Origin of the sequence: Flavobacterium sp. 103 (assembly GCF_003096795.1) — a bacterium.
In the GTDB taxonomy this organism is placed as follows: domain Bacteria; phylum Bacteroidota; class Bacteroidia; order Flavobacteriales; family Flavobacteriaceae; genus Flavobacterium.
The window spans coordinates 2,796,690-2,819,478 of sequence record NZ_QENX01000001.1 but is presented as its reverse complement, the minus strand read 5'-3'; the positions used below and the strand labels follow the sequence as shown (position 1 = coordinate 2,819,478).

At 33.4% G+C, this 22,789-nt stretch carries 18 protein-coding genes; all 18 read right to left on the bottom strand.

Annotated elements, in window-relative coordinates; all coding sequences use genetic code 11:
• Window positions 1-978 carry an ATP-grasp domain-containing protein gene (locus tag C8C85_RS11670; protein WP_116797213.1) on the bottom strand — a complete coding sequence of 326 codons (978 nt, stop codon included), beginning with the start codon at window positions 976-978 and terminating at the stop codon, window positions 1-3.
• Window positions 957-1,802 (bottom strand): NAD-dependent epimerase/dehydratase family protein, encoded by an 846-nt coding sequence (locus C8C85_RS11665; RefSeq protein ID WP_165818116.1) that lies wholly within the window; start codon window positions 1,800-1,802, stop codon window positions 957-959. Before C8C85_RS11665 ends, C8C85_RS11670 begins: the two co-directional genes overlap by 22 nt.
• 56 nt (window positions 1,803-1,858) lie before the next feature.
• A complete protein-coding gene (locus C8C85_RS11660) occupies window positions 1,859-3,301 on the bottom strand; it encodes a lipopolysaccharide biosynthesis protein (RefSeq protein ID WP_116797211.1) in 1,443 nt (480 codons plus the stop codon).
• Window positions 3,302-3,356: 55 nt separating this feature from the next.
• Window positions 3,357-4,565, bottom strand: a complete 1,209-nt coding sequence (gene wecC, locus C8C85_RS11655) for a UDP-N-acetyl-D-mannosamine dehydrogenase (RefSeq protein ID WP_116797210.1) — start codon at window positions 4,563-4,565, stop codon at window positions 3,357-3,359.
• Window positions 4,562-5,692: a non-hydrolyzing UDP-N-acetylglucosamine 2-epimerase gene (gene wecB, locus C8C85_RS11650; RefSeq protein ID WP_116797209.1), complete on the bottom strand. Its 1,131-nt coding sequence runs from the start codon at window positions 5,690-5,692 to the stop codon at window positions 4,562-4,564. Before wecB ends, wecC begins: the two co-directional genes overlap by 4 nt.
• A gap of 98 nt (window positions 5,693-5,790) precedes the next feature.
• On the bottom strand, window positions 5,791-6,213 hold the full coding sequence (locus C8C85_RS11645; protein WP_116797208.1) for an adenylyltransferase/cytidyltransferase family protein: 423 nt from the start codon (window positions 6,211-6,213) through the stop codon (window positions 5,791-5,793).
• A gap of 238 nt (window positions 6,214-6,451) precedes the next feature.
• The gene (locus tag C8C85_RS11640) at window positions 6,452-7,543 is read right to left on the bottom strand and encodes a Wzz/FepE/Etk N-terminal domain-containing protein (protein ID WP_317046339.1); all 1,092 of its coding nucleotides are present in this window, start codon (window positions 7,541-7,543) and stop codon (window positions 6,452-6,454) included.
• Window positions 7,544-7,807: 264 nt separating this feature from the next.
• Complete coding sequence (locus C8C85_RS11635; RefSeq protein WP_116797207.1) at window positions 7,808-10,333, bottom strand: SLBB domain-containing protein; 2,526 nt, start codon at window positions 10,331-10,333, stop codon at window positions 7,808-7,810.
• Window positions 10,334-10,718: 385 nt separating this feature from the next.
• The gene (locus C8C85_RS11630) at window positions 10,719-11,189 is read right to left on the bottom strand and encodes a UpxY family transcription antiterminator (RefSeq protein ID WP_116797206.1); all 471 of its coding nucleotides are present in this window, start codon (window positions 11,187-11,189) and stop codon (window positions 10,719-10,721) included.
• A gap of 183 nt (window positions 11,190-11,372) precedes the next feature.
• A complete protein-coding gene (locus C8C85_RS11625; RefSeq protein ID WP_116797205.1) occupies window positions 11,373-11,747 on the bottom strand; it encodes a four helix bundle protein in 375 nt (124 codons plus the stop codon).
• A gap of 103 nt (window positions 11,748-11,850) precedes the next feature.
• Window positions 11,851-12,897 (bottom strand): dTDP-glucose 4,6-dehydratase, encoded by a 1,047-nt coding sequence (gene rfbB, locus C8C85_RS11620; RefSeq protein WP_116797204.1) that lies wholly within the window; start codon window positions 12,895-12,897, stop codon window positions 11,851-11,853.
• A 186-nt stretch (window positions 12,898-13,083) separates the two neighbouring features.
• On the bottom strand, window positions 13,084-14,433 hold the full coding sequence (locus tag C8C85_RS11615) for an ATP-binding protein (RefSeq protein ID WP_116797203.1): 1,350 nt from the start codon (window positions 14,431-14,433) through the stop codon (window positions 13,084-13,086).
• Window positions 14,434-14,620: 187 nt separating this feature from the next.
• Entirely contained in the window at window positions 14,621-15,904 is a 1,284-nt protein-coding gene (locus tag C8C85_RS11610) for a nucleotide sugar dehydrogenase (protein WP_165818115.1), read from the bottom strand.
• Window positions 15,905-16,224: 320 nt separating this feature from the next.
• Entirely contained in the window at window positions 16,225-17,616 is a 1,392-nt protein-coding gene (locus C8C85_RS11605) for a UDP-glucose 6-dehydrogenase (RefSeq protein WP_116797202.1), read from the bottom strand.
• A gap of 75 nt (window positions 17,617-17,691) precedes the next feature.
• The gene (locus tag C8C85_RS11600) at window positions 17,692-18,678 is read right to left on the bottom strand and encodes an SDR family oxidoreductase (protein ID WP_243412103.1); all 987 of its coding nucleotides are present in this window, start codon (window positions 18,676-18,678) and stop codon (window positions 17,692-17,694) included.
• A 29-nt stretch (window positions 18,679-18,707) separates the two neighbouring features.
• Complete coding sequence (locus C8C85_RS11595; RefSeq protein ID WP_116797201.1) at window positions 18,708-21,155, bottom strand: polysaccharide biosynthesis tyrosine autokinase; 2,448 nt, start codon at window positions 21,153-21,155, stop codon at window positions 18,708-18,710.
• 15 nt (window positions 21,156-21,170) lie between these two features.
• Entirely contained in the window at window positions 21,171-21,962 is a 792-nt protein-coding gene (locus C8C85_RS11590; RefSeq protein ID WP_116797200.1) for a polysaccharide biosynthesis/export family protein, read from the bottom strand.
• Window positions 21,963-22,031: 69 nt separating this feature from the next.
• The gene (recR, locus tag C8C85_RS11585; RefSeq protein WP_116797199.1) at window positions 22,032-22,652 is read right to left on the bottom strand and encodes a recombination mediator RecR; all 621 of its coding nucleotides are present in this window, start codon (window positions 22,650-22,652) and stop codon (window positions 22,032-22,034) included.
• Window positions 22,653-22,789: the final 137 nt, after the last annotated feature.

The window sequence follows — 22,789 nt, the reverse complement described above, 5'->3', positions numbered from 1 at the left end:
TTAATATAATAAAAATTTAGAATTATCCGTATTTAATTTATCAAAATTATTCTGATTAGGATATATTACATCCATTAAAATACGTGTAGCAATACCTTCAATCGGATTAGGGGAATCAGGAATTTCATTAAACAAATACTCCTGCACACCATATTTTACATCTTGAAATCCCAAATTATGTCTTATCGAATTAGTTCCTGATATTCTACAATTAATTTCAAAAGGTATAATTTCATTTAACGGCGTAACTATACTTTGGATGTTAAAACTTCCGAATAAACCACCCAGATTAATCATTTTCTGTGCAATTTTTGTTAGTTCTTTATCGTATTTGAAAACAACTTTAGATTCTGTTGTAGTACCATTTGTTAAAGATCTTTCCATTGTAAACAAGCCATGCAACTTAGCATCTTTGTTTACATAAATGGCAGTAGTTATTTCAATTCCTTTATGCAAAGGTTGAATCATATAATCGCTTGGTAATTCTAATGGGTTTTCGGGATTTATAATAATTCCTTTTGACCCTCTACCTTCTCTAGGTTTAGCAATAATTTCATTTTCTGAAAAATCATAATCTTTTACCAACCAAGACTTAGCAAAAGGAATACTATTTTTAGACAAAAATTCATACGTAAGAAACTTATCTAAATAAATTTTCGATGTTTCAGCCTGACTTGCTAAAATAGTTGCATTAAGACTGTTTCGATTTAAAGAAAGATAATATACCTCATAATCTGTTGAAGGTATGACTAATTGTATCTTTTCATTTATAATAATTTTACTTACAGTTGAAATATAGTCTTCTTCAAAAGAATATGGCACTTTAAAAACTGCATCACATAAATGATTTCCAGGTGTAAAAGATGTAATATCTATCCCTACTAAGTAAATATCTGGAAAACAATTGCGAATATTTCTTAAAATACCCTGGCCAACATTTCCTCCTATTCCAGTAACTAAAACTCTCTTTTTTTCCATTTAATATAATCATTTAATTTTTCCTCCATTTTTTTTTTAGATCTCCATCCAATTAATCGGGTAGTATAATCATTATTATAAGTAAGAGATCTAGACTTATCTTCACTTATAAAAATTATTTTAGAATTAGTAATATTAGAAATAATTTTAGCTATTTGAAAATTAGAATATTCTATTTGAGAAACCCCTAACAATATTTCTCCAAATAGAGAATTCTGTTTTATTACAATCATTTTTATAAGTTTTGCAACATCTTCCACATGTACATAATTCTGTAATCGCGAACCATCTCCCCATACTTCAATTATATCATTAATGATTGCTTGATTTATAAAGTTAGGTATTAGAGTATTCTCTTTCATTCCGATACCATATAGAGATGATAAACGAACGATTGTAGCTTTTTTATTTAATTTTAAAGTATATTCTCCCCACAACTTTGAAATAGAATAGTTTGATTGTGGTTTCAAATTAGAATTTTCAGTAATAACATCCACTTCATCACTATAAATTGATGCTGTTGAAATATAAATAACCGAAGAATCATAAAACTTCTCACATATTCTTTCTGTTAGAGATACATTAATATCAAACAGAATTGTATTTGATAAAATTGCAATTCCAGACGCTACCGCTGCATGGCACATAATTATTGTATCAGGTATCATTTTTATAGAATCCAGATCTTCCGATTTATAAATCTGAATCCCATTAAAAACTTCTTCTTTAGTCCCTAAGCCATATAACTCATATTCTTTTTCTTTAAAAAAATTTATTAAATTTGATCCGAGAAACCCCTTAATACCTGTTATTAATATTTTCAAAATATTTTATATTTTTATTAAAAAGAATATTATTATTTTGATTAATTTTAATCATTTTAATTCTTTACTTTATATAATATCGATTTCAATTGATTTTGCATAAACAAAAACTCTTTTCCTTTGCTCAAGTACCCACTTAAAATTACAATTGACATCCCTACAAATGCATTTACAATTAATCTTCCAGTATAATCTGATATTAACACATTTATCAAACTAAAACTTAACGCAAGTAATACAATACTCACAATGCTGTTTTTCAACAACTTAATTAATTCAAAAATTGAGAAGTAAAATAATTTATTAAAAATGTAGACTATCCATAAAAGAAGTAAAAAAGAAATAACGACAAAGCCTCTAATCATTGATATAACTCCAAAATAATATCCAAAGACCAATGAAAACAAACAACCTATAATTGAAAATAATTGAAATTTGAAATAAACATTTGACCGTCCAGTCACACTAATTGAATTTACAGTAATTGAGTTAATTGGAAATAACAAACCTATTAAACATAAATATTGTAAAATTTTTACAGATCCCATCCATTTCTCACCCAATAAAACATTAATTAATGCTTCCGCGTTGAGCATTAAACCAATCATTAAGATAGAAACAACGTAAAAAGAGAACTGCAAAATATTTTTATAATAATTAACAAATTCAATTTTATCATCTTGTAATGATGCAAGAGCTGGATAACTCACTCCAGAAATTATACCATCTATATTTTGACTTAAAGTATTTTTAAACAGTTCAGCTCGATTATAAAAACCCAAAACTGTTGGTGAAAAAACTTTTCCAACAGTTAAGCTAAATACATTATTATAAAACTGGCTAATCAAAGAGCTACCTAGCATATAAACTCCATATTTGAAATATTTTCTAAATGAACCTATTGAAAACATAATTTGTGGTCTCCACTTTACTATATAGATGGTAAATAATAAAATCAAAGAGTCTTTCAGCAAAGATTTTAATATAAGGCTCCAAATACCAAAACCATAAAAAGCAAGACAAATAGAAGTAATTCCAGAAAACAAAGAAGATGAAATTGAAATAATGGAAAGCATTCTAAAATTCATTTCCTTAGTTAATATGCTTTGCTGGACAAGTACAAAAGCATCAATAAATAAACTAATAGAAAGAACCCTTAGATACAAACTAATATTTTCATTCTCATAAAACGTTGCAATGTAAGGAGCGGAGAAAAAAGATATAATAAAAACGACTACAGCAACAATTAAATTAAAGTAAAAAACGGTACTGTAATCAATATTAGAAACATTTTTTTCTCTGATTAATGCCTGACTAAAACCACTATTAACAAACACGCCCAGAAAAGAAACAAATACAGTCAAAATAGCAATTACCCCAAAATCACTAGGCAAAAGCAATCTTGCCAAAATAATACCAAAAGAAAAATCGCTAATCATGGTTGCCAACCGACCTAATCCATTCCATTTTGCCGATGCAATAAGTTTTTGTTTTAACATTAAATATTAATTAAACAAATTCTGAAAATTAGATAAAACACAAGTAACTAATAGATTATAAATTTGATACCCCGCAAAAATCAAGTATCATTTTTGAATTATCAATTGTCAAATTCTTAAATTCTTTATGAGCGACAAGAAAAACAATAATATCTGCTTTTTCAATTGCTTCCTCATATGGGGTTAATTTAAAAACTTTATGATCTTCAATATTTGGCTCTACGATAAAACAAAAATCATCATGTGAATCTTGTAATATTTTCTGAGCTATATACTTAGCTGGAGATTCTCTTAAATCATCGATATTTGGTTTAAATGCCAATCCCATAATAGCTACACTAGCTTTTTTACCATGTTTTAATTGAAACTCAAGTTTAGCTGATTTTACTTTTTCTGCACACCAAAAAGATTTATAATTGTTGATTTCTCGTGCTTTCCCAATAATTTGGGATTCTAATGGATAATCTGCTACAATAAAATATGGATCAACAGCGATACAATGTCCTCCTACTCCACAACCTGGTTGCAAGATATTGACACGAGGATGCTTATTTGCTAAACGTATTAGCTCCCAAACATTAATATCTGCCTTATCACAAATAAGAGATAATTCATTAGCAAATGCAATTTGAACGTCTCTAGATGAGTTCTCTGTTAACTTACACATTTCTGCCGTTCTGGCATTTGTTTGATGAAGTTCCCCTTTTACAAATTGATTATAAAAAGTAATTGCTTTTTGGGTTGAAGAATTATTAACTCCTCCTATTACTCTGTCATTATGTACTAGTTCATACATTACATTTCCTGGTAGGACCCTTTCAGGACAATACGCTATATATAGTTTATCTATTAATTCAGGTCGCTGATTATAAATCAATTTCATCATTTTCTCAGTAGTTCCAATAGGAGAAGTTGATTCAATAATATACAAATCTCCTTCTTTCAACAATGGAATTATTGCCTTTGTAGCTGATTCAACAAAGGATATATCCGGTTCATTTTTTGCTTTAAAAGGTGTAGGCACTACAATTATATAAGTATCTGCCAAAATAGGTGTTACTGACGCTTTCAAAAAACCATTAGATACTGCTTTAGCAACAGCTTCATCTAAACTTGGTTCAACTATATGAATTTTCCCTTCATTAATGGTTTTTACCACATCTGGATTTAGATCAACACCATGAACTGGAATATTACTATTTGCTATTAAAGCGGCTGTTGGCAAACCAATGTACCCTAAACCTATCATTACTACATTCTTCATACTATATTATTTAAAGAAATTATATGTTCTACAATACGTTTACATGCATTCCCGTCACCATAAGGATTATGCAGGGAAGATCTCTTGTCATATAGAATTTTATCTTCTAATAATATTTGACATTCGATTACAATTTTATTTTTATCTGTTCCAACCAAAATTACTGTGCCAGCTGCTACTGCTTCTGGTCTTTCAGTTGTATCACGCATTACCAAAACTGGTTTTCCTAAACTTGGAGCTTCTTCTTGGACACCACCACTGTCGGTTATTATCAAGTAAGACTCATTCATAAGCCAAACAAACGCAGGGTAAGCCAAAGGCTCTATTAATTTAATATTGTCTATTCCTCCTAGAATTTCAAATACAGGACCTTTAACATTTGGGTTCAAATGTACAGGATAGACCAATAAAACATCTGAATTGTTTTGAGCTATTTCTTTAATCGCCTCACATATATTTACAAATCCATTACCATGATTCTCCCTCCGATGACCAGTAACTAAAATGATTTTTTTCGTAAAATCTAGTTCTTTTTTTAGAAACTCAATTTCGTTGTTTTTTATTGTTTTTACTCGCACTGAACTATCCAAAAGTGCGTCAATAACAGTATTTCCAGTTACTAATATATTATTCTCAGGAACATTTTCTTTTAATAAATTTTCTTTTGAGGTTACAGTTGGTGCGAAATGCAAATCAGCAATCCTTCCAGTAACTTGTCTATTCATTTCTTCAGGAAACGGAGAATGCTTATTATGCGTACGCAAACCTGCTTCTATATGACAAACTTTAGCACCAGAATAAAATGAGGCAATACTTGCAGCCATAGTTGTTGTAGTATCTCCATGTACATAAACATAATTAGGATTAAACTCTTCTAAAACAGGTTTCAACCCCAAAATAATATCTGAAGTTAAAGAATATAAGTTCTGATTTGGCTTCATCAAATTTAAATCATAATCCGGTTTAATTTCAAAAAAATCCAACACTTGATCTAACATTTCTCTATGTTGAGCAGTTACACAAACTTTAGTTTCAAAAACTTCGTTGTGTTTAATGAATTCCTTGACCAACGGAGCCATTTTAATAGCTTCTGGCCTAGTTCCAAATATTATTAAATTTTTAATCATTTTTTTTAAATTCTAATTTAATCTTTTTTTGAGAATTGTTTAAAAACCTTAAAATTTAAAAACATGGATATAAAAAAGATATAATTTTATCTTAAATTTTATTTTTTATTCATTTCCTTTTGATGTACTTCTCTCCTCAAACCCGAACTTGAAAACCGATGATCTCTAGTATTAAAGTACAATTCAATTCCTTTGGCTTCACAATACATTCTGCCAGTAAAATCTTGCTCTCGATATTCATCACCTACAATACGAACATCAATTTTAAAAGAACGCAATATATCTTCTAAATCTTGTTCAGTAGCATAAGGCACAATTTCATCTACAAATTTACAACCCTTCAATTGTATATAGCGTTCCACCACCGTTTGTGCGGGTTGATTTTTTTCTGGTCGATCTAATGTGGGGTCAGTTTGCAAACCTACAATTAAATAATCACAATGTCGTTTGGCTTCTTCCAGCATTTTTACATGCCCGGCGTGAAAAAGATCGAAAGCACTAAAAGTTATTCCTGTTTTCATTTATAGTCACTTATACTACATTTATGTTTAAAAGGTATAAAATTTTTAAACATAAATCTTTCCTATTGTTCATTATTCTAAACTCAAATTTTATGCTCCCTTTAGGGCCGGGGTAAACAGATAATTTTGCAATCTCAATTCTCCATTTTCTGCTCCCTTTAGGGTCGGGGCAAACAGAAAATCAACCATAACCTCTTTAAATCCTAAAACAACTTTAAACTTTAAACAATTTAAACCCTTAAACTGCTAACTCTTTCAACAACCTCCTCACTATCAAAAACAAAACAGTCAAAAACCCCGCCAAAAACCCTCCCATCACCAATCCTTTGGCTTTACCAAAACGTTCTTTAGCCAACGGCAATATGGGACGGTCAATTACCTGAATCAAAGGAGTCTCTTTACGCAAAGTCACTTTAGCCAATTCAGTTTGTTTCACTAATTCGGTTAAAATAGCAGTATTCGCTTGTACATCAACCTGTCTTCGGGCTGATGGGGTACGACGCACATTAAGAGCAGGATTCAGCATAAAAGTATTGTCATTAGCCACTGCTACACCCGTAATGGCACCGTTAAGTTCGGCTCGAATGGAATCAGTTTGTCGCTCCAAAATTTCCATATTCATGCGCGCTTTTTTGCTTTTGGTAGTCACATAAAATTTACCGACCTGTCTCGCAAGGGCTTCACAAAAATAAAGGGAAAATAATTCGTTGTTAGAAGCCACATCCATACTAATAATAGCAATTTTTTTATCTTTTTGAGCTACAGCTAAAGAAGATTTAGATAAATTCTGATAAATTACGCCCAAAATACTGTCGTGTACTCTCGTAAAATATTTGCGCTTGGTATCAGGTAAAAACTGTATGTTCTTGAATTTTGGATTCTTGTTCCAACCGTCTCTCCATTCGTTATTTTGGACATACATTTCTGCCAAAGAAATCACTTTCCCATTTACGGTAACCGGAGTCATTAAGGTTTGTTCTACCATAGTACGAGACTTAAATAACTCTGTTAAATTAGACCCCGTAAAGATACTGCCGCCTCCGCCGCCTAAATCAATCCCAAAAGAACTCGCTAACGAACCAAGACCTCCGCCTCCACCACCTTTTTCATCCTCTAAAGCAAATGTCAAAGTAGCCGTATAAATCGGTTTTTTAATAAAGGAATAGGTTACTCCCAAAGCAGCTCCAATTACACCAGCCAATACAATAATTTTCCACTGGGATAGCAGATAGGCATACCACTCCTTGCCTTTTTCAATAAGTTCTTTTAATGAAATCTCGTCATTAGGTATTTGTTCTTCCATATTTCCGTTATCGTTTTCAAGATCCATAACTTAATCATTCTAGATCCAAACTCTGAAATTTTTACTCGTAATTCTTAATTCTATTTTATGAAATTCGGTATTCTATTTTCTAATTTCTGTCCTAAATTATCTGCATTCTTACTGCTGCGTTCTGCACTCTATTTTCTGCGTTCAGCCAACCGATTTCTTATTTCTGCCTTCTGCTCGCTCTCAACTGCATTCTAACTTCCGCACTCTATTATCTCTAATCTGGCAATGTAAACCCTTAAACCCACACCACTCACAACTCACCTACTTAAAAGCAGTAACTATAAGAAGGGATAAACTTGCTATAATACTTCCAATACTTACCCACTCTCCAGTTGTCATCTTCTTAGTCAATGGTTTTTCAGGTACTACAATTTGTGAACCTGGCAACACTTTTGGATAAGTTCTAAAAACCAATAAGAAAGAATTCGAAACCGCTGCTTTACCATTTGGATAAATGACATACGCTTTTTTCTTCCATCCTCTGGCATCCAATCCACCTACAGCATCCAAATAATAATTAAAACTTCTTCCTTTGGTATAAGGAATCTCAGAAGTCAAAAGCACATTTCCTGTTATTTTTACACTTTCATTATAAGTAGCCACTTCTATCTCATCACCCGGTAAAAGGGTTACATTGGTATTGTTGGAAGGATCTTTAATGATTTTTCTCCAATCTACTGGGATTGTAGCATATTTCTTTTCTTCCAATAATTTTTTAGCCAATTTATTTTGGATGGTATCCGATTTTACACCCGAACCGTTATTTTTATCACCTGTCTTTAATTGCTCACTTTCAATATCACTGATTTTCGAGCTCACATTCATACTCACATTCTCTAGATCTTCAATCTGTTTACCCTTGATAGGTCTCTTAATCTTTACTCCATCCAAATCAGCTACAGAGGTCAATCCGCCTGCTCTTTGAATGACATCATAAATTTTTTCTTTTTTACTGGCCAGAACATATTTTCCTGTATAGGCAACTGCTCCTGTGATTTTTACCATTTCTGGTTTTTCAAACACGGCCATTCTTCTAACATTAACTACATCATAAGGTTCTAATACAAAGTTTTTTATTTGTTCATTAGATTCAGCAGTAATTTCAAGATTGAACAATGTAGAACGGTTGGGATCACTATCATTAATGGTATCCGATTTAATCATACGGGCTACCTCAACATGTTTGGATGCAGAACCTTTTAAACCTCCCGCTTCAATCAATAGATCATTCAAGGTCAAGCGATCATGATAATCATAAACCCCAGGCATTTTAACCTCACCATCTATCGTTATTTTATACTCTTCTCTAAAGTCTAAAATAGAATATACCGTTACTTTATCTTCTTTACGCAAAGCAATATCAGCATCCATGTCGCCAGACAAAGCCTTCTCCAAATTGACATTGACTATCTCAGTGGTCAGATCAGATTTCAATCGCACAATTATAGCCCTTTTCTTGTAGGCATCTTCTTTTAGTCCCTCGGCTTGTCGAACCAAATCCGAAAAACGCATTCCTTCATAAAAGGAGTAAGTATCCGGTCTAAAAACAGCTCCTTCAATGATGATTCGATTTTCAAAACGATTCAAAATTTTCGAAACACGATATACATCACCATTCAAAGGAGTATAACTGCCGTATTGCGCCGCTTGTATATCAGCCACTTTAAATTCTTTCCCTGTTTTTTGCAAAACATTAACCGATGCCGTATAAGCGAATTCATTGAATCCCGAAGCAAAATTCAATAAATCAGAAAAATGCTCTCCTTTTTTCATTTCAAAAATCCCGGGACGTTTTACCTCTCCTTCAACAGTTACTCTATTTATGTAGGCTGGAATACGAATAACATCATTATCCTTTAAACCTACATTATCCGATTGGTTGCCACTCACCAAAAAGCGGTAAATGTCTATATTCTTGTACACCTTATTATTTCGAATCAACTCTATGTTTCTATAACTTCCGTTTTTACCGGGACCTCCCCCTAAAAACAAAGCGTTATATACGGTTGCTAATGAGGATATTGAGTAATTTCCAGGTTGTCTACTTCCGATAATCGTTACTTTAATCGTTCGAATACGACTTAAACTAACGCTAACTTGAGATTGTCCGGAACGCACCGTACTATAGATTCGAGCGATAGCTCCCTTTATTTTTTGGGTCGCGGCTTCAATAGTCATTCCGGACACTGAAATTTGTCCTACATATTGAATATTGACTTTTCCTTCTACCGTTACAGGCACATTATCATCAAACTCTTGCACACCGTTTACGCTTACTTGCAATTCATCTCCAGGCCCTAAAACATAATTTACGGGCGTAGCCAACTTCAAATTGGGTTGAAAATTCAATGTGGGATTATCAAATAACTCCGACCCAAAAACAAGCGAATTCAAACTGTCTTTTACCTTCTTGTTCTCTATTTTTTCCTGTTTTCGTTGGGCGTCTTCACTATCATCCTGTTCGTCTTCCGAATCAGAATCTTTTGATTTTTTCTTGGTCGTTTTTTTGTCAGTAGTGGCTTTTGCAGCTTCAGGAAGTGCCAAACGCTTCTTTAATTTAGCAAATTCAGTGGCACTCATACCTTTTGATAACGCCATAGATTCCGCTTGATCAATGGATACATTATTACTTTGCAATTGTGATTTTATCTTGGCAATATCCCCATCGGATAAATAATCCACTCTTACAGTGCTTAAGTCATTCCCTTTTATAATATCCTGAGCCATCAAAGAAGAACTCTGAAAAAGAGCCACTAAAAGGACAATTGCTGTAATTATTTTTTTCATATTTGAATACTATTTTGGATATTATAGCTTAATAAATTAAAATTTTATATTTTTTACGTAATAATTACGTAATTTACTTTTGCAAATTATTTAATGATACTTCTCTACTCACTCCCCACAAATCACAACCCATTTTTCAGTCCTTTACACGGCTTCGCCACAGTGAGTCCCAATTTGGTTCACCGATTTTTAAGAATTTGCAAATTTATACTAAAAAAAAGGATTTTTCCCTCTTTTTACTGCATTGATTTGCTGTTTTTATTTCAAAACTTTAATCAAAAACTAAAAACAACACAAATGACTTACCATCAAATAATTAAAAACAATAATCACTTTTTCTATACCTTAATGTGTTTGGTGTGATTATACTTTGTATAAAAAATAATCATTTTATTTTCTTCTCAACCTTAAGAATACATCCTAAAGACTCCAGAACGAGTACATAGTGATTATGTTTTACTTCCTGTACAATGGCCGATTGCGCCATAAATGGCCCCGATTCCAATACAATTTTATCTCCTTTTTGCCATTTGTCTACCATCACTTCAAAAGTGTCCGGTACATTCAACCAATCTTGTATCGCTTGAATCTCATTTTCCTTTACAATGGCAGGTTTTCCTAACCAAAATAAATAACGAATCGCACCAGGAATCTCAAAAATAACATTTCGTTCCTTTTCATTGACTTGAACAAAAATATAGGAATTAAACAACGGAACTTCTATTTTCTTTTTGCGATCCGACCATTGTCTAACTTTAGTGATTAAAGGACAATAGGCTGTAATCCCTATTTCAGTCAACCGTTCCGCAACTTTCTTTTCCCACTTGGGTTTGGTGTAAACTACGTACCAGTTCATTTTTTTTTTCGGTTTTCGGTTTTCGGTTTTCGGTTTTCGGTTTTCGGTTTTCGGTTTTCGTACTCGCTACGCTCGTCCATCAAATAAAAAAATAATTCTATTTTAAATCTAAATTCTCATTTTCAAATATTCATTAACTGATAACTGATAAATGACAACCGATAACTAACAACCGACAACTCACTATTCAAATTTATTCCAATTTTTTTCTACGTATAACAGGAATTTATATATTTGAGCTCCCAATACGTTATATTCTAAAACAAGTTTTGAAGTCATTTCAAAATGCTCGGGGTACAAAACTACAATTTTCTCAAGATGGTTAATTGTTTCCAAATTACTGCTATGAGAATAAACTAGAAATCTTATAAAATCAGCCTGATATCTTTTTCTGCCATATCCTTCTACAATGTTTGTAATCACAGAATCCGACGAACGCCTCAATTGACTTCCTAATTCATACAATTCGTGTTTTGGTAATTGCAAAGACATTTTATGGGTTTCAAAAAACAAACTCAAACCTTTTTTGTAAATTTCTAAATCTTTATAATTTTTCATATATTCAAATCAAATAACCATAACCAACAACAGATACAGACAACTAATAACTGATAACCGACAACAGATAACCGATAACAAACAACTGACAACCGAAAACCAACTACGAATACTGCTTCTCATAATAAGAAGCATACGCCCCAGAAGTCACATTATTCAACCAATCTTGGTTATTCAAATACCAATCAATGGTAATTTCCAATCCTTGCTCAAAAGTAACTGATGGCTTCCATCCTAATTGTGTATTTATTTTTGAGGCATCAATAGCGTAACGCAAATCATGACCAGGTCTGTCTTTCACATAAGTGATCAATTGAGCGGATTCACCTGTAGATCTGCCTAGTTTTTGATCCATAATTTGGCACAATACTTTAACCAAATCAATGTTTTTCCATTCATTGAATCCACCAATATTGTAGGTTTCATGATTTTTTCCATCGTGAAAAACCAAATCGATAGCAACTGCATGATCTTTTACAAACAACCAATCTCTGGTATAATTCCCATCACCATAAACGGGCAATGGTTTGTTGTTAATGATATTATTGATAAACAACGGAATTAATTTCTCCGGAAAATGAAAAGGCCCGTAATTATTGGAACAATTCGTTATCACATAAGGCAATCCGTAAGTTTCACCATAAGCACGCACAAAATGATCTGAACTCGCTTTGGATGCTGAATACGGTGAATTAGGGTCATAGGCAGTAGTTTCTGTAAATAACCCTTCAGCGCCTAGCGAACCATAAACCTCATCGGTACTCACATGATAAAAACGCTTGCCTTCAAAGTTCCCCAACCATTGTTTTTTAGCCGCATTCAATAAATTCATAGTTCCAATCACATTGGTTTTCACAAAAGCCAACGGATCTTCAATAGAGCGATCCACATGAGACTCGGCTGCGAGATGAATCACTCCGTCAAACTGTTGATTTTGAAACAATGTATCGATAAAACTTTCATCAGTAATATCTCCTTTTACAAAAGTATAATTCGGTTCATTCTCAATATCCTTGATATTTTCCAAATTCCCGGCATACGTCAAGGCATCCAAATTAAATATTTGATAGTTTGGATAATTTTGCACAAATCGTCTTACGACATGTGAACCAATAAACCCCGCTCCTCCTGTAATAAGTATCTTTTTCATTTTTATATTTTTATAGTGTCTGTTTTGACTATTCTTTATTCTTTATTCTTTATTCTTTATTCTTTATTCTATTTTCTTTATTCTATTTTCTTTATTCTATTTTCTTTTCAAATTACCATTGAAATTGACATTGCTTTTTCTAAACTTTTAAACTTTTCTAAACCCAAAACTCATAACCCACAACCGCTAACCAATCACCCAATACCCTCCCGTTTTAGGAGCGCCTCTGAATTCAATTTTATGGTCATCCTTTAATTGTTTTACCCAACGTTCTATGGTTCGTTGAGTAACATTAAAATGCTCTTTCATTTCTAATACATTTATCCCTGGCTTATTTTCAATAAGAATAAACAATTCATTTACACCGACATTTACACCGACATTTACACCGACATTTACACCGACATTTATACCGCCATCATTTATTTCAGTCCCATTGGCATAAACCGTTACCCGAAAACCATTTTGAAAAGCTTCGAAAGTTGGGGCAGTCAAACCGTAATTCACAAAAGCATTGGTGATACGCTTGATACCAGAACCATATTTTTCTATAATCCCAGCTTCCCTAAACAGGTCGGCAATTTTTCTGTTTCTCGCATAGGAGGTATAAGTACCGGCACGCAATTCATCAAAAGTCATCCCATTTCCTAATCCTCCGGGGTTATAAAATTCAATTTTTTGATCGAAAATTTTAATAATGGAATCCCCAGCATTTTGATAATCGCGATGAACTATCATATTGACAACAATTTCGCGCAAAGCGTCCAAAGGGTATTCCCAACGTTCTTCCCTTTTGGGATCTCCCGTTATAATATAATTTTTATTGATGTGTTTTCGAACAAATGCTAATGTGTCTTCTACTTCTGTAAACAAATCCGATCGCAAAACAACACTGTCTTTAATACTCGTTTCGGTAGAAAACCGCCCAATTGAAATTGTGGCGTCAAAAACTTCATTTTTGGAAAACAACAAATGACAGGCATTTGCAATTTGTCCATTTTCTTTCAACATTTCAAACTTCCGAAGCACCGTAAGCGGATCATCTTGAATTTGATTCTCCCGAATTCCATTGGACGATTCAATAAAACGATTTACTTTATCCAAGTCTATAGTGCCTAAATCATAATGAGGAGAAGGATAATAATCCCAACTGCTATTAAAAGTCTTCAAATGCAAATCGGATATCTCTTGTAAATTCATTTGATAATTGGCATTTTTGACTCTTTTGTAATAACGCCCTTTGAAAGCCACAGGCTTAATCGGAAATTCCTGAATACTAAAAACCAATACCGATACACCATTTATCTCCTCCACTGTCACATCAGGTATTATAGACGGAATGGTTTTATTTTTTATTTCGTTTGTCCATTGGGGAACACTTTCTTTCCCTATTTTAAAAGAAGAAATCGCAACACCATTATCATCCATACCTACATAAACCGAACCTCCTTCGGCATTCGCAAATGCTACCAAAGTAATAATTACCTCATCATTGAAGCTCGATTTTAATTCGATATATTGACCTTCTGTTTTCACTTCGCTGTCTTTCCGCTATCTGCTTTCTGCTTTCTGTTTTCCGCTATCTGCTATTTGTTTCTGCTATCTATCCTTTTTTTCTGCGGTCTATTCTCTGACAACTCACTTCTCACTTCTCACTTCTCACAACCCAAAACTCAAAACCCAAAACTCACTTCTCACCACTCAAAACCCACAACTCAAAACCCTACAACCTCCCATCAACCCCATCCGTCAAAATACCTTTAACATCATAAAGCACGCTACATTTTTCCCTCAACAAATTAATGTCCAAATTCAAAAACGCTGTATGGGCAACACCCAAAACTATTGCATCAAAACTAGTCTTTGGAACATCATTTACCATTGTTAAACCATATTCGTGTTGCACCTCAGCAGGATTGGCCCAAGGATCAAAAATAGTCACTTGAATTCCATAATCTTCTAATGCCTTTATCACATCAACAATCTTCGTATTCCGAACATCAGGGCAATTTTCTTTGAAAGTAATTCCCAGCATTAACAAACGAGCACCATTGATAGTCACTCCTTTTTTGATCATTAGCTTCACTACTTGCGAAGCCACATATTCGCCCATACTATCATTCAAACGACGTCCAGCCAAAATTATTTCCGGATGATACCCTTTTTCTTGAGCTTTTTGGGCTAAATAATAGGGATCAACTCCTATGCAATGTCCACCAACCAAACCCGGCTTAAATGGCAAAAAATTCCATTTGGTACCCGCCGCTTTAAGTACAGCAGCAGTATCAATGTCTAAAAGATTAAAAATTTTGGCTAATTCATTGACAAAAGCAATATTGATATCTCTTTGGGAATTTTCGATTACCTTGGCTGCCTCAGCCACTTTTATGGAAGGCGCGAGATGTGTTCCCGCTTTGATAACCGATTGGTACAATTCATTTACTTTTTGTCCAATTTCAGGAGTGGATCCTGAAGTTATCTTTAAAATTTTCTCTACTGTGTGTTCCTTATCACCTGGATTAATTCGTTCTGGAGAATAGCCCGCAAAAAAATCGACATTGAATTGCAATCCCGAAACTTTTTCTAAAACGGGTACACATTCCTCCTCGGTAACACCTGGATAAACGGTCGACTCATAAATAACGATATCTCCTTTTTTCAAAACAGACCCTACTGTTTCGCTGGACTTGTATAATGGGATTAAATCGGGTCGATTATTTTTGTCTACTGGAGTAGGAACTGTAACAATATAATAATTACAATTGGCGATGTCGGCTATTTGTGAAGAACAATACAATCCTTTTTCATCGCTTGGTTTTGAAATCAAAACTTTTTGCAAAGTTTCATCATCAACTTCAAGCGTACTATCGGTTCCCGACTGTAACGCCTCAACTCTTGATGTATTAATATCAAAACCTACAACTGAAAATTGGGTAGCAAATAATCGAGCCAAAGGCAAACCAACATAACCCAAACCTATTACTGCAATTTTTATGTCTTTATTCAATTTCTTAAACTATTGTTAGTTTTAAAAGTCCTATTCATTAAAAACAGAGTGATTAGAAATATGTTTCCATAAATGCTACACAACTTTCCTCCGAATTAAGCTCACAAAGGTACAAAAAATAAGAATCCGTTTGAATCAAAAATAAGCCCCATACAATGCAAAAAAAAGATTTTTATAAACTAAAATTGTAAACAACTAATAGTCAATAAAAATCTTTTTTCAACAATAGCAAATTAAAGCTAAAAATCACTGTTTTTGGTGATGTCCAATACTATAAAAAAAGAAAATTTTATACATCTTTTTAGTATACTTTAAGAACATTAAGAACCTATTGCCTGGTACACAAAACCAATACTTTCCAATTCCGATTTATTCAATATATTTCTTCCATCAAAAATAAAAGCAGGTTTTTGCATGCCATCATATATTTTTTGCCAATCGTAAGTTACAAATTCATCCCACTCCGTAAGAACAGCAATAGCATGCGCTTTTTCACAAGATAAATAGGGATCATCAAAAGTAAATATGCTTTTTTCATTTACTTCTGTTGCTCTCGTTTCTAAATAATCCAAGTCTGAAAGTATCTTTTTACGAGACACTTTAGGATCATATACCGCTATTTTAGCCTGTTCATTAATCAAATCATCAGCCACATATATTGCCGCAGATTCTCTGGTGTCATTGGTGTCTTTCTTGAAAGCCCAACCCAAAAAAGCAATCTTTTTATCGGCAACAGTATTGTATAATGTTTGCACGATGTTATTCGAGAAACGACGCTTTTGGTGGTCGTTCATAATGATAACCTGTTCCCAATAATCAGCTACTTCATGCAACCCATATGATTTGGCAATATAAACCAAATTCAATATGTCTTTTTGAAAACAAGAACCACCAAATCCCACTGAAGCTTTCAGAAATTTAGGCCCTATACGACTATCCATTCCTATGGCTTTAGCAACTTCATTGACATCGGCTCCTGTTTTTTCACAAAGCTCAGACATAGCATTGATAGATGAAATCCTTTGTGCCAAAAAAGCATTAGCTGTCAATTTGGATAACTCGGAGGACCAAACATTGGTAGTCAATATTTTTTCTGGGCTTACCCAATTAGAATACACATCAACCAAAGCTTGAATTGCTTTTTGTCCCTCTTCTGTAGTATCTCCCCCTATTAAAATACGGTCTGGATTTAATAAATCCTGAACTGCAGTACCTTCGGCCAAAAATTCTGGATTTGACAAAATCTGAAACTGAACTCCATTTCCGGTAGTGTCAAGAATGCTTTTAATAGCCTCGGCAGTACGAACTGGTAAAGTAGATTTTTCCACAACTATTTTATTGCTTTTGGCAACTCTGGCAATCTGTCTGGCACACAATTCAATATATTTCAAATCAGCAGCCATACCTTTTCCTTTCCCGTAGGTTTTTGTAGGCGTATTTACCGATATAAAAATAATTTGAGCTTCGTTTATTGCCTTATCCACTTCGGTGGAAAAAAATAAGTTTCTCCCTCTGGCTTCAGCAACAATAGCATCCAATCCAGGCTCATAAATTGGAATATTATCTGTATTCTCATCATTCCATGCCGCAATTCTTTCTGTATTCAGATCTACAACTGTAACTTGAATGTGAGGGCATTTTTGCGCTATAACGGCCATGGTTGGTCCTCCAACATATCCTGCCCCGATGCAACAAATTTTTGTAATTTTCATATTGTTGTTCTATTTCTCAATTCTTTATTCTTTATTCTGCGTTCTTTATTCTGCGTTCTGAAATCCGCTACCTAATTATCTGCTAAGATTCTCCCAATACCAGCCTACAGCTTCCTTCAGTCCTTCTTGCAAGGAAAATTTCGGATTATATCCTAAAATTACTTTAGCTTTATCTATACTGGCTAATGAATGGGGAATATCACCCGCCCTAGTTGGGCCATATTCAATTGCTACATCAGCAATCTTTGGATCATACTCTGCCAAAAAAGTTTTCAAATAACCTACCAAATCATTCAAGGTGTTACGATCGCCAAAAGCGGTATTATAAACAGTATTTACAGCTTCTGGCTTTTTTGTAGTCATTGCTAACTCATTCATCTGAATTACATTATCGATATAGGTGAAATCCCGCGAATAATTCCCATCACCATTTATTTTTGGACTTTCGTGCTGCATTAATTGCATAACAAACTTTGGAATAACTGCTGCGTAAGCACCATTAGGATCCTGTTTTCTCCCAAAAACATTAAAATAACGCAACCCAATAGTTTCCAATCCATAGGTTCTACTAAAAATTTCGGCATACAACTCATTTACATATTTTGTAATGGCATATGGAGAAAGTGGCTTCCCAATTACATCCTCTACTTTTGGCAACCCCACAGAATCCCCATAAGTTGAAGAACTGGCCGCATACACAAAACGTTGAACATTTGCGTCTCTTGCCGCTACTAACATATTCAGAAAACCGGAAACATTCACATCGTTTGTGGTAATTGGGTCATTTATCGACCTGGGTACGGAACCCAATGCAGCTTGATGCAATACATAATCAACACCTTTTACCGCTTGTTGACATGTTTCTAAATTTCGTATATCTCCTTCAATCAAATTGAAATTATCATTGTTTACGAAATCCTTTAAATTATGACGATGACCCGTAGCAAAATTATCCAAACAAACTACTTTGTATTTTTTGGATAAAAAATACTCACATAAATTAGATCCAATAAATCCAGCTCCTCCCGTAATTAGAACTTTTTCCATGTTATTTCCAGTCATTTTAATTCATTTTAAAATGGATATTATCGTTATTTTTTTCTTACAATTCTATCAATGATGCTTTTTTTCTTTTCATTCTCATGATAACCATTTGAATAATTGCCGTTTCCATAACCATAACCGTATCCATAACCTCCTCCATACTTGGCTTTGTTTTCAAAACCATTCAAAATAATGCTCGTATTATGAAGTTCTCCTCGATTTACCCTATTATTTAGTAAAGTTATCATTTCCTTTTTAGTGAAATTTTGCCTTACAATGTATAAAGTAACATCACAATATTGTGCCAACTCAAGAGAATCGGCAACCAAACCAACTGGTGGCGTGTCCAAAATAATATAATCATATTTTGTTTTTAGTTCTTCTATCAATTCTTTCATTCCGTCACTCATAATCAACTCAGATGGATTAGGAGGTATAGGTCCTGAAAATATTACATCTAAAAAAGGAACTGAAGTATGATTTACGATCTCATCCAAACTTTTCTGTTTAATCAAATAATTGACAACTCCGGATGTATTGTTCAAATTAAATTCTTCAAACAGCTTTGGTTTTCTTAAATCCAAACCAACGATCACTGTCTTTTTTTCGCTTAAAGCAAAAACCGTAGCAATGTTTATGGAACAAAATGTTTTTCCTTCACCACTCACCGAAGACGTTATCATTAATGTTTTTGCTCCAGCGACATTACTCTTCTTGTACAAAAACTGAAGAGAAGAACGAATAGCCCTAAAGGACTCTGACAAGGCTGATTTTGGCTTTTCGAATACGGCCAAATCATTATTATCCTTATTTATTCCAACTATACCAATCAACGGAATACTAGTTAGTTTACTAATATCATCCGGATTTTGAATGGTATTATTGATAAAGAAAATAACAACGATAACCAACAAAGGCAGTAAAAACCCTAAAAATAAAGCCAACACGTAATTCACCCCTGTCTTAGGCCCTATAAGACCTCCTCCAATATCTTTAGCTGAATCAATAAAATGAATGTCCGACAGATTAGCTGCTTTTACAATATCAGCTTCACTCCTTTTTTGGAGAAAAGTGCTGTAGATATTATCATTTAAGTCGTATTTTCTTTTGATTTTTATCAATTCTTGCTGGTCATCAGGGAGACGCTTTATTTTACTTTCTGCTTGATTGATTTTGCTCTCTACTAGTGTCAAATCATATTCCACAGAAGTTTTTGCAGTAGTGATATTTTCCAATAAAACGTTCTTGACCGCTTCCATTTGATTATCAAAATCCCTAAATATTTTTTCACTTTTTACAGCATAAGCCATTTCCGATCGCTGAGTAGAAAGAGCTATTAATTTGGACACATTAACAACAATATTGGGATCCTCAATTCCAGCCACAGAAGGCGCAGGTAATTTCGAATAATCAACACTATTTCTTAAATAAGACTTTAAAGAATTATAATAGGCAATTTTTCGGTTAATCGCATCTTTTTCAACATCAAAGTCAAGGATTTTATCTGAAAATTTAGTTGCCCCTCCTTCTTCAACATCATAAATATTTTTATCTTTTCTGAAAGTTTTCAACTCATCCCCCGTCTGTTTTAGCTGAGATTCCATTGCCACAAGCGTGCTATCAATAAAATTAATGGTGTTTGTTGCAAATTGATTTTTACTATCTAACTGTCTTTTAATCAGCATTTTTACAGTCGAATTCAGATAATCAACCATTCGGGCTTTATTAGTACCTTGCATTCCCAAAGTAATTATAGAACTTCCTTTGTCATCAGTTCTGACATTTATGTTTCTATAATTTGCAACTGTACCGTCAAAGTCATTGAATCTCACAAAGTACTCATTTCCCTTGTACAAACCGGGATTGTCATTTATTTGTAATGTCCAATTCAAAAAAGGCAAAGATACTTTTTGACCAACTTTGTATTTTTTTACAAATTCACCCTCTACAATTGATGTATTACTATAACTATTATCGGAATAATGAATTAGCGAAACAGATGTTCCTTCAAAGGGGATTCTTAATTCATATTCATTTTCAGTAATAAATTTAATTCCTATAAGATTCCCTACTACTTGGCCCTGCTTTTTATCAATATCAAGATGAAACGGAACAGCTCCATAAGCATCAACAAGATTGTATTCTCCTTGCACCAAATAATCAATATAGAATTGTAATTTATCAACCACCAACTCATTGTGTGAGCGGGATTGCAAAGTGGTCGAGATAGTCTGCATTTGATCTGAAGCACCTCCCCAATTAAAAACCAAGTTGGTACTAGATGTAAAAAGCGGATTGGTTTCTTCCTTAACCGAAATTAGGGTTTCAATTCCATAAATCTTCTCTTTACGTATATTAACCTGATACGCAATCATTAAAGCTATAATTACGGATAGCAAAAACCATTTCCAATAACTTAATATCTTTATTAAAAACCCCTTGAAATCAAAACTGGGCTGATTTTCAAAAACCGAAAAATCTTTAATATCTAACATATTGGAAAATTGATTTTATTTTTTAAGCAACAAATAAGTGGTACTAACTAAAGATAATAATGTAATAAGGGTCGTCAAAGACTGAATTCCAGTACTGCCAGTTCCCCACGTTTTTTGTTTAAGCGGTTTTACATAAATATAATCGTTAGGCTGCAAAAAGTAATATGGCGAATTCATTACATTAATATTGGTTAAATCCAAATCCTTCATCTCGGTTCCATTGGGAGTTTGTCTAATAACCGTTACCGCTTTTCTATCCCCTGTTGTGGTTATATCCCCTGCATTGGCAATAGCCTCCATTATATTTACTTTTTCCTGAAACAAAGTTTTAGTACCTGTACTTCCTACTTCCCCATTAATGGTATATCGAAAACCGGCTAATTTAACTACCACAAAAATACTGGCATTATCTTTAAAATAGTCAGCCAATAATTGTTTTTCAATACTAACACGAACTTCTTCTAAAGTAAATCCCATAACATTCATCTCTCCCAATACAGGAATTCGAATATTTCCATGATCGTCTACAGTGAATCCATCAAAATACAAACCAGATTCCGATTGGGCTGTTTCAGAACCACTAACGGTTGGATTAAAAATAGTTACCAGTTTTGGATCCGAGGCTTTGATAGTGATACTTAATACATCGTGGGTTTGCAAACGATACGGTTTTGATTCCACCATTACGACTGGTCCTTCATTGGAAGAATTATCTTTTTTTTGAAGATAAACCAAATCCTTTACTGGAATACAGGATGTAAATAACACACCTATAAATAAAAAAATAAGGAGTAAACGTTTGTTCATTCGTGTTGATTTAGTAACAAATATAGTTTTTCAATTAGTATTAAAAAAGCATCATGCTTAATAAACCACTTAATTGTTTTTTAATGATTTTTCAAAAGGTACCCTTTGCAGTATACTTCGCCCTAGAGTAACTTCATCTGCGTATTCTAATTCATCTCCGACAGCAATTCCTCTTGCTATTGTTGAAACTACTAGTGGCAAATCTGCTATCTGTTTGTAGATATAAAAATTGGTGGTATCTCCTTCCATTGTTGAGCTTAAAGCAAATATTATCTCTTTGACTTGACCTAGCTTGACTTTCTCTACCAACCTAGAAATGGTAAGCTGACTAGGCCCAACTCCATCAATAGGAGAAATTTTACCACCTAAAACATGGTAGATTCCTCTAAATTGTCCCGTATTTTCGATTGCCATCACATCTCGAATATCCTCAACAACACAAATAATCTGATGGTTCCTACTAGGATTCGCACAAATTTCACAAACTTCACTATCTGATATATTATGGCAGCTATTGCAATATTTGATTTCCTCACGCATTGTAACTAATGCTTGAGCTAAAAAAGCAGCCTGTTCTTTGGGTTGCTTTAAAATATGCAGAACCAATCGCAAGGCAGTTCTTTTGCCAATTCCTGGCAATTGAGCCATTTCATTAACTGCTTTTTCTATTAGTTTTGAAGAAAATTCCATGGATACAAAAGTAAGCAATTTGACAAACTGCCATTTAGAAAATTGAATCTATTTTAAAAGTCAATATATCCGTTTTGAAATAAACAAAGACATCTCTTTTTTTGCACTAAGCAAATGCCAAATATTTCCAAAAAATC

What these genes read in the sequence shown, in the direction of transcription:
- C8C85_RS11625 (WP_116797205.1), bottom strand. Translation starts at nt 11,747, where the DNA reads ATGAAAAATTATAAAGATTTAGAAATTTACAAAAAAGGTTTGAGTTTG.
- C8C85_RS11605 (WP_116797202.1), bottom strand. Translation starts at nt 17,616, where the DNA reads ATGAAAATTACAAAAATTTGTTGCATCGGGGCAGGATATGTTGGAGGA.
- C8C85_RS11645 (WP_116797208.1), bottom strand. Translation starts at nt 6,213, where the DNA reads ATGAAAACAGGAATAACTTTTAGTGCTTTCGATCTTTTTCACGCCGGG.
- C8C85_RS11630 (WP_116797206.1), bottom strand. Translation starts at nt 11,189, where the DNA reads ATGAACTGGTACGTAGTTTACACCAAACCCAAGTGGGAAAAGAAAGTT.
- C8C85_RS11670 (WP_116797213.1), bottom strand. Translation starts at nt 978, where the DNA reads ATGGAAAAAAAGAGAGTTTTAGTTACTGGAATAGGAGGAAATGTTGGC.
- C8C85_RS11590 (WP_116797200.1), bottom strand. Translation starts at nt 21,962, where the DNA reads ATGAACAAACGTTTACTCCTTATTTTTTTATTTATAGGTGTGTTATTT.
- C8C85_RS11595 (WP_116797201.1), bottom strand. Translation starts at nt 21,155, where the DNA reads ATGTTAGATATTAAAGATTTTTCGGTTTTTGAAAATCAGCCCAGTTTT.
- C8C85_RS11660 (WP_116797211.1), bottom strand. Translation starts at nt 3,301, where the DNA reads ATGTTAAAACAAAAACTTATTGCATCGGCAAAATGGAATGGATTAGGT.
- wecB (WP_116797209.1), bottom strand. Translation starts at nt 5,692, where the DNA reads ATGATTAAAAATTTAATAATATTTGGAACTAGGCCAGAAGCTATTAAA.
- C8C85_RS11635 (WP_116797207.1), bottom strand. Translation starts at nt 10,333, where the DNA reads ATGAAAAAAATAATTACAGCAATTGTCCTTTTAGTGGCTCTTTTTCAG.
- wecC (WP_116797210.1), bottom strand. Translation starts at nt 4,565, where the DNA reads ATGAAGAATGTAGTAATGATAGGTTTAGGGTACATTGGTTTGCCAACA.
- C8C85_RS11600 (WP_243412103.1), bottom strand. Translation starts at nt 18,678, where the DNA reads ATGACTGGAAATAACATGGAAAAAGTTCTAATTACGGGAGGAGCTGGA.
- rfbB (WP_116797204.1), bottom strand. Translation starts at nt 12,897, where the DNA reads ATGAAAAAGATACTTATTACAGGAGGAGCGGGGTTTATTGGTTCACAT.
- recR (WP_116797199.1), bottom strand. Translation starts at nt 22,652, where the DNA reads ATGGAATTTTCTTCAAAACTAATAGAAAAAGCAGTTAATGAAATGGCT.
- C8C85_RS11640 (WP_317046339.1), bottom strand. Translation starts at nt 7,543, where the DNA reads ATGGATCTTGAAAACGATAACGGAAATATGGAAGAACAAATACCTAAT.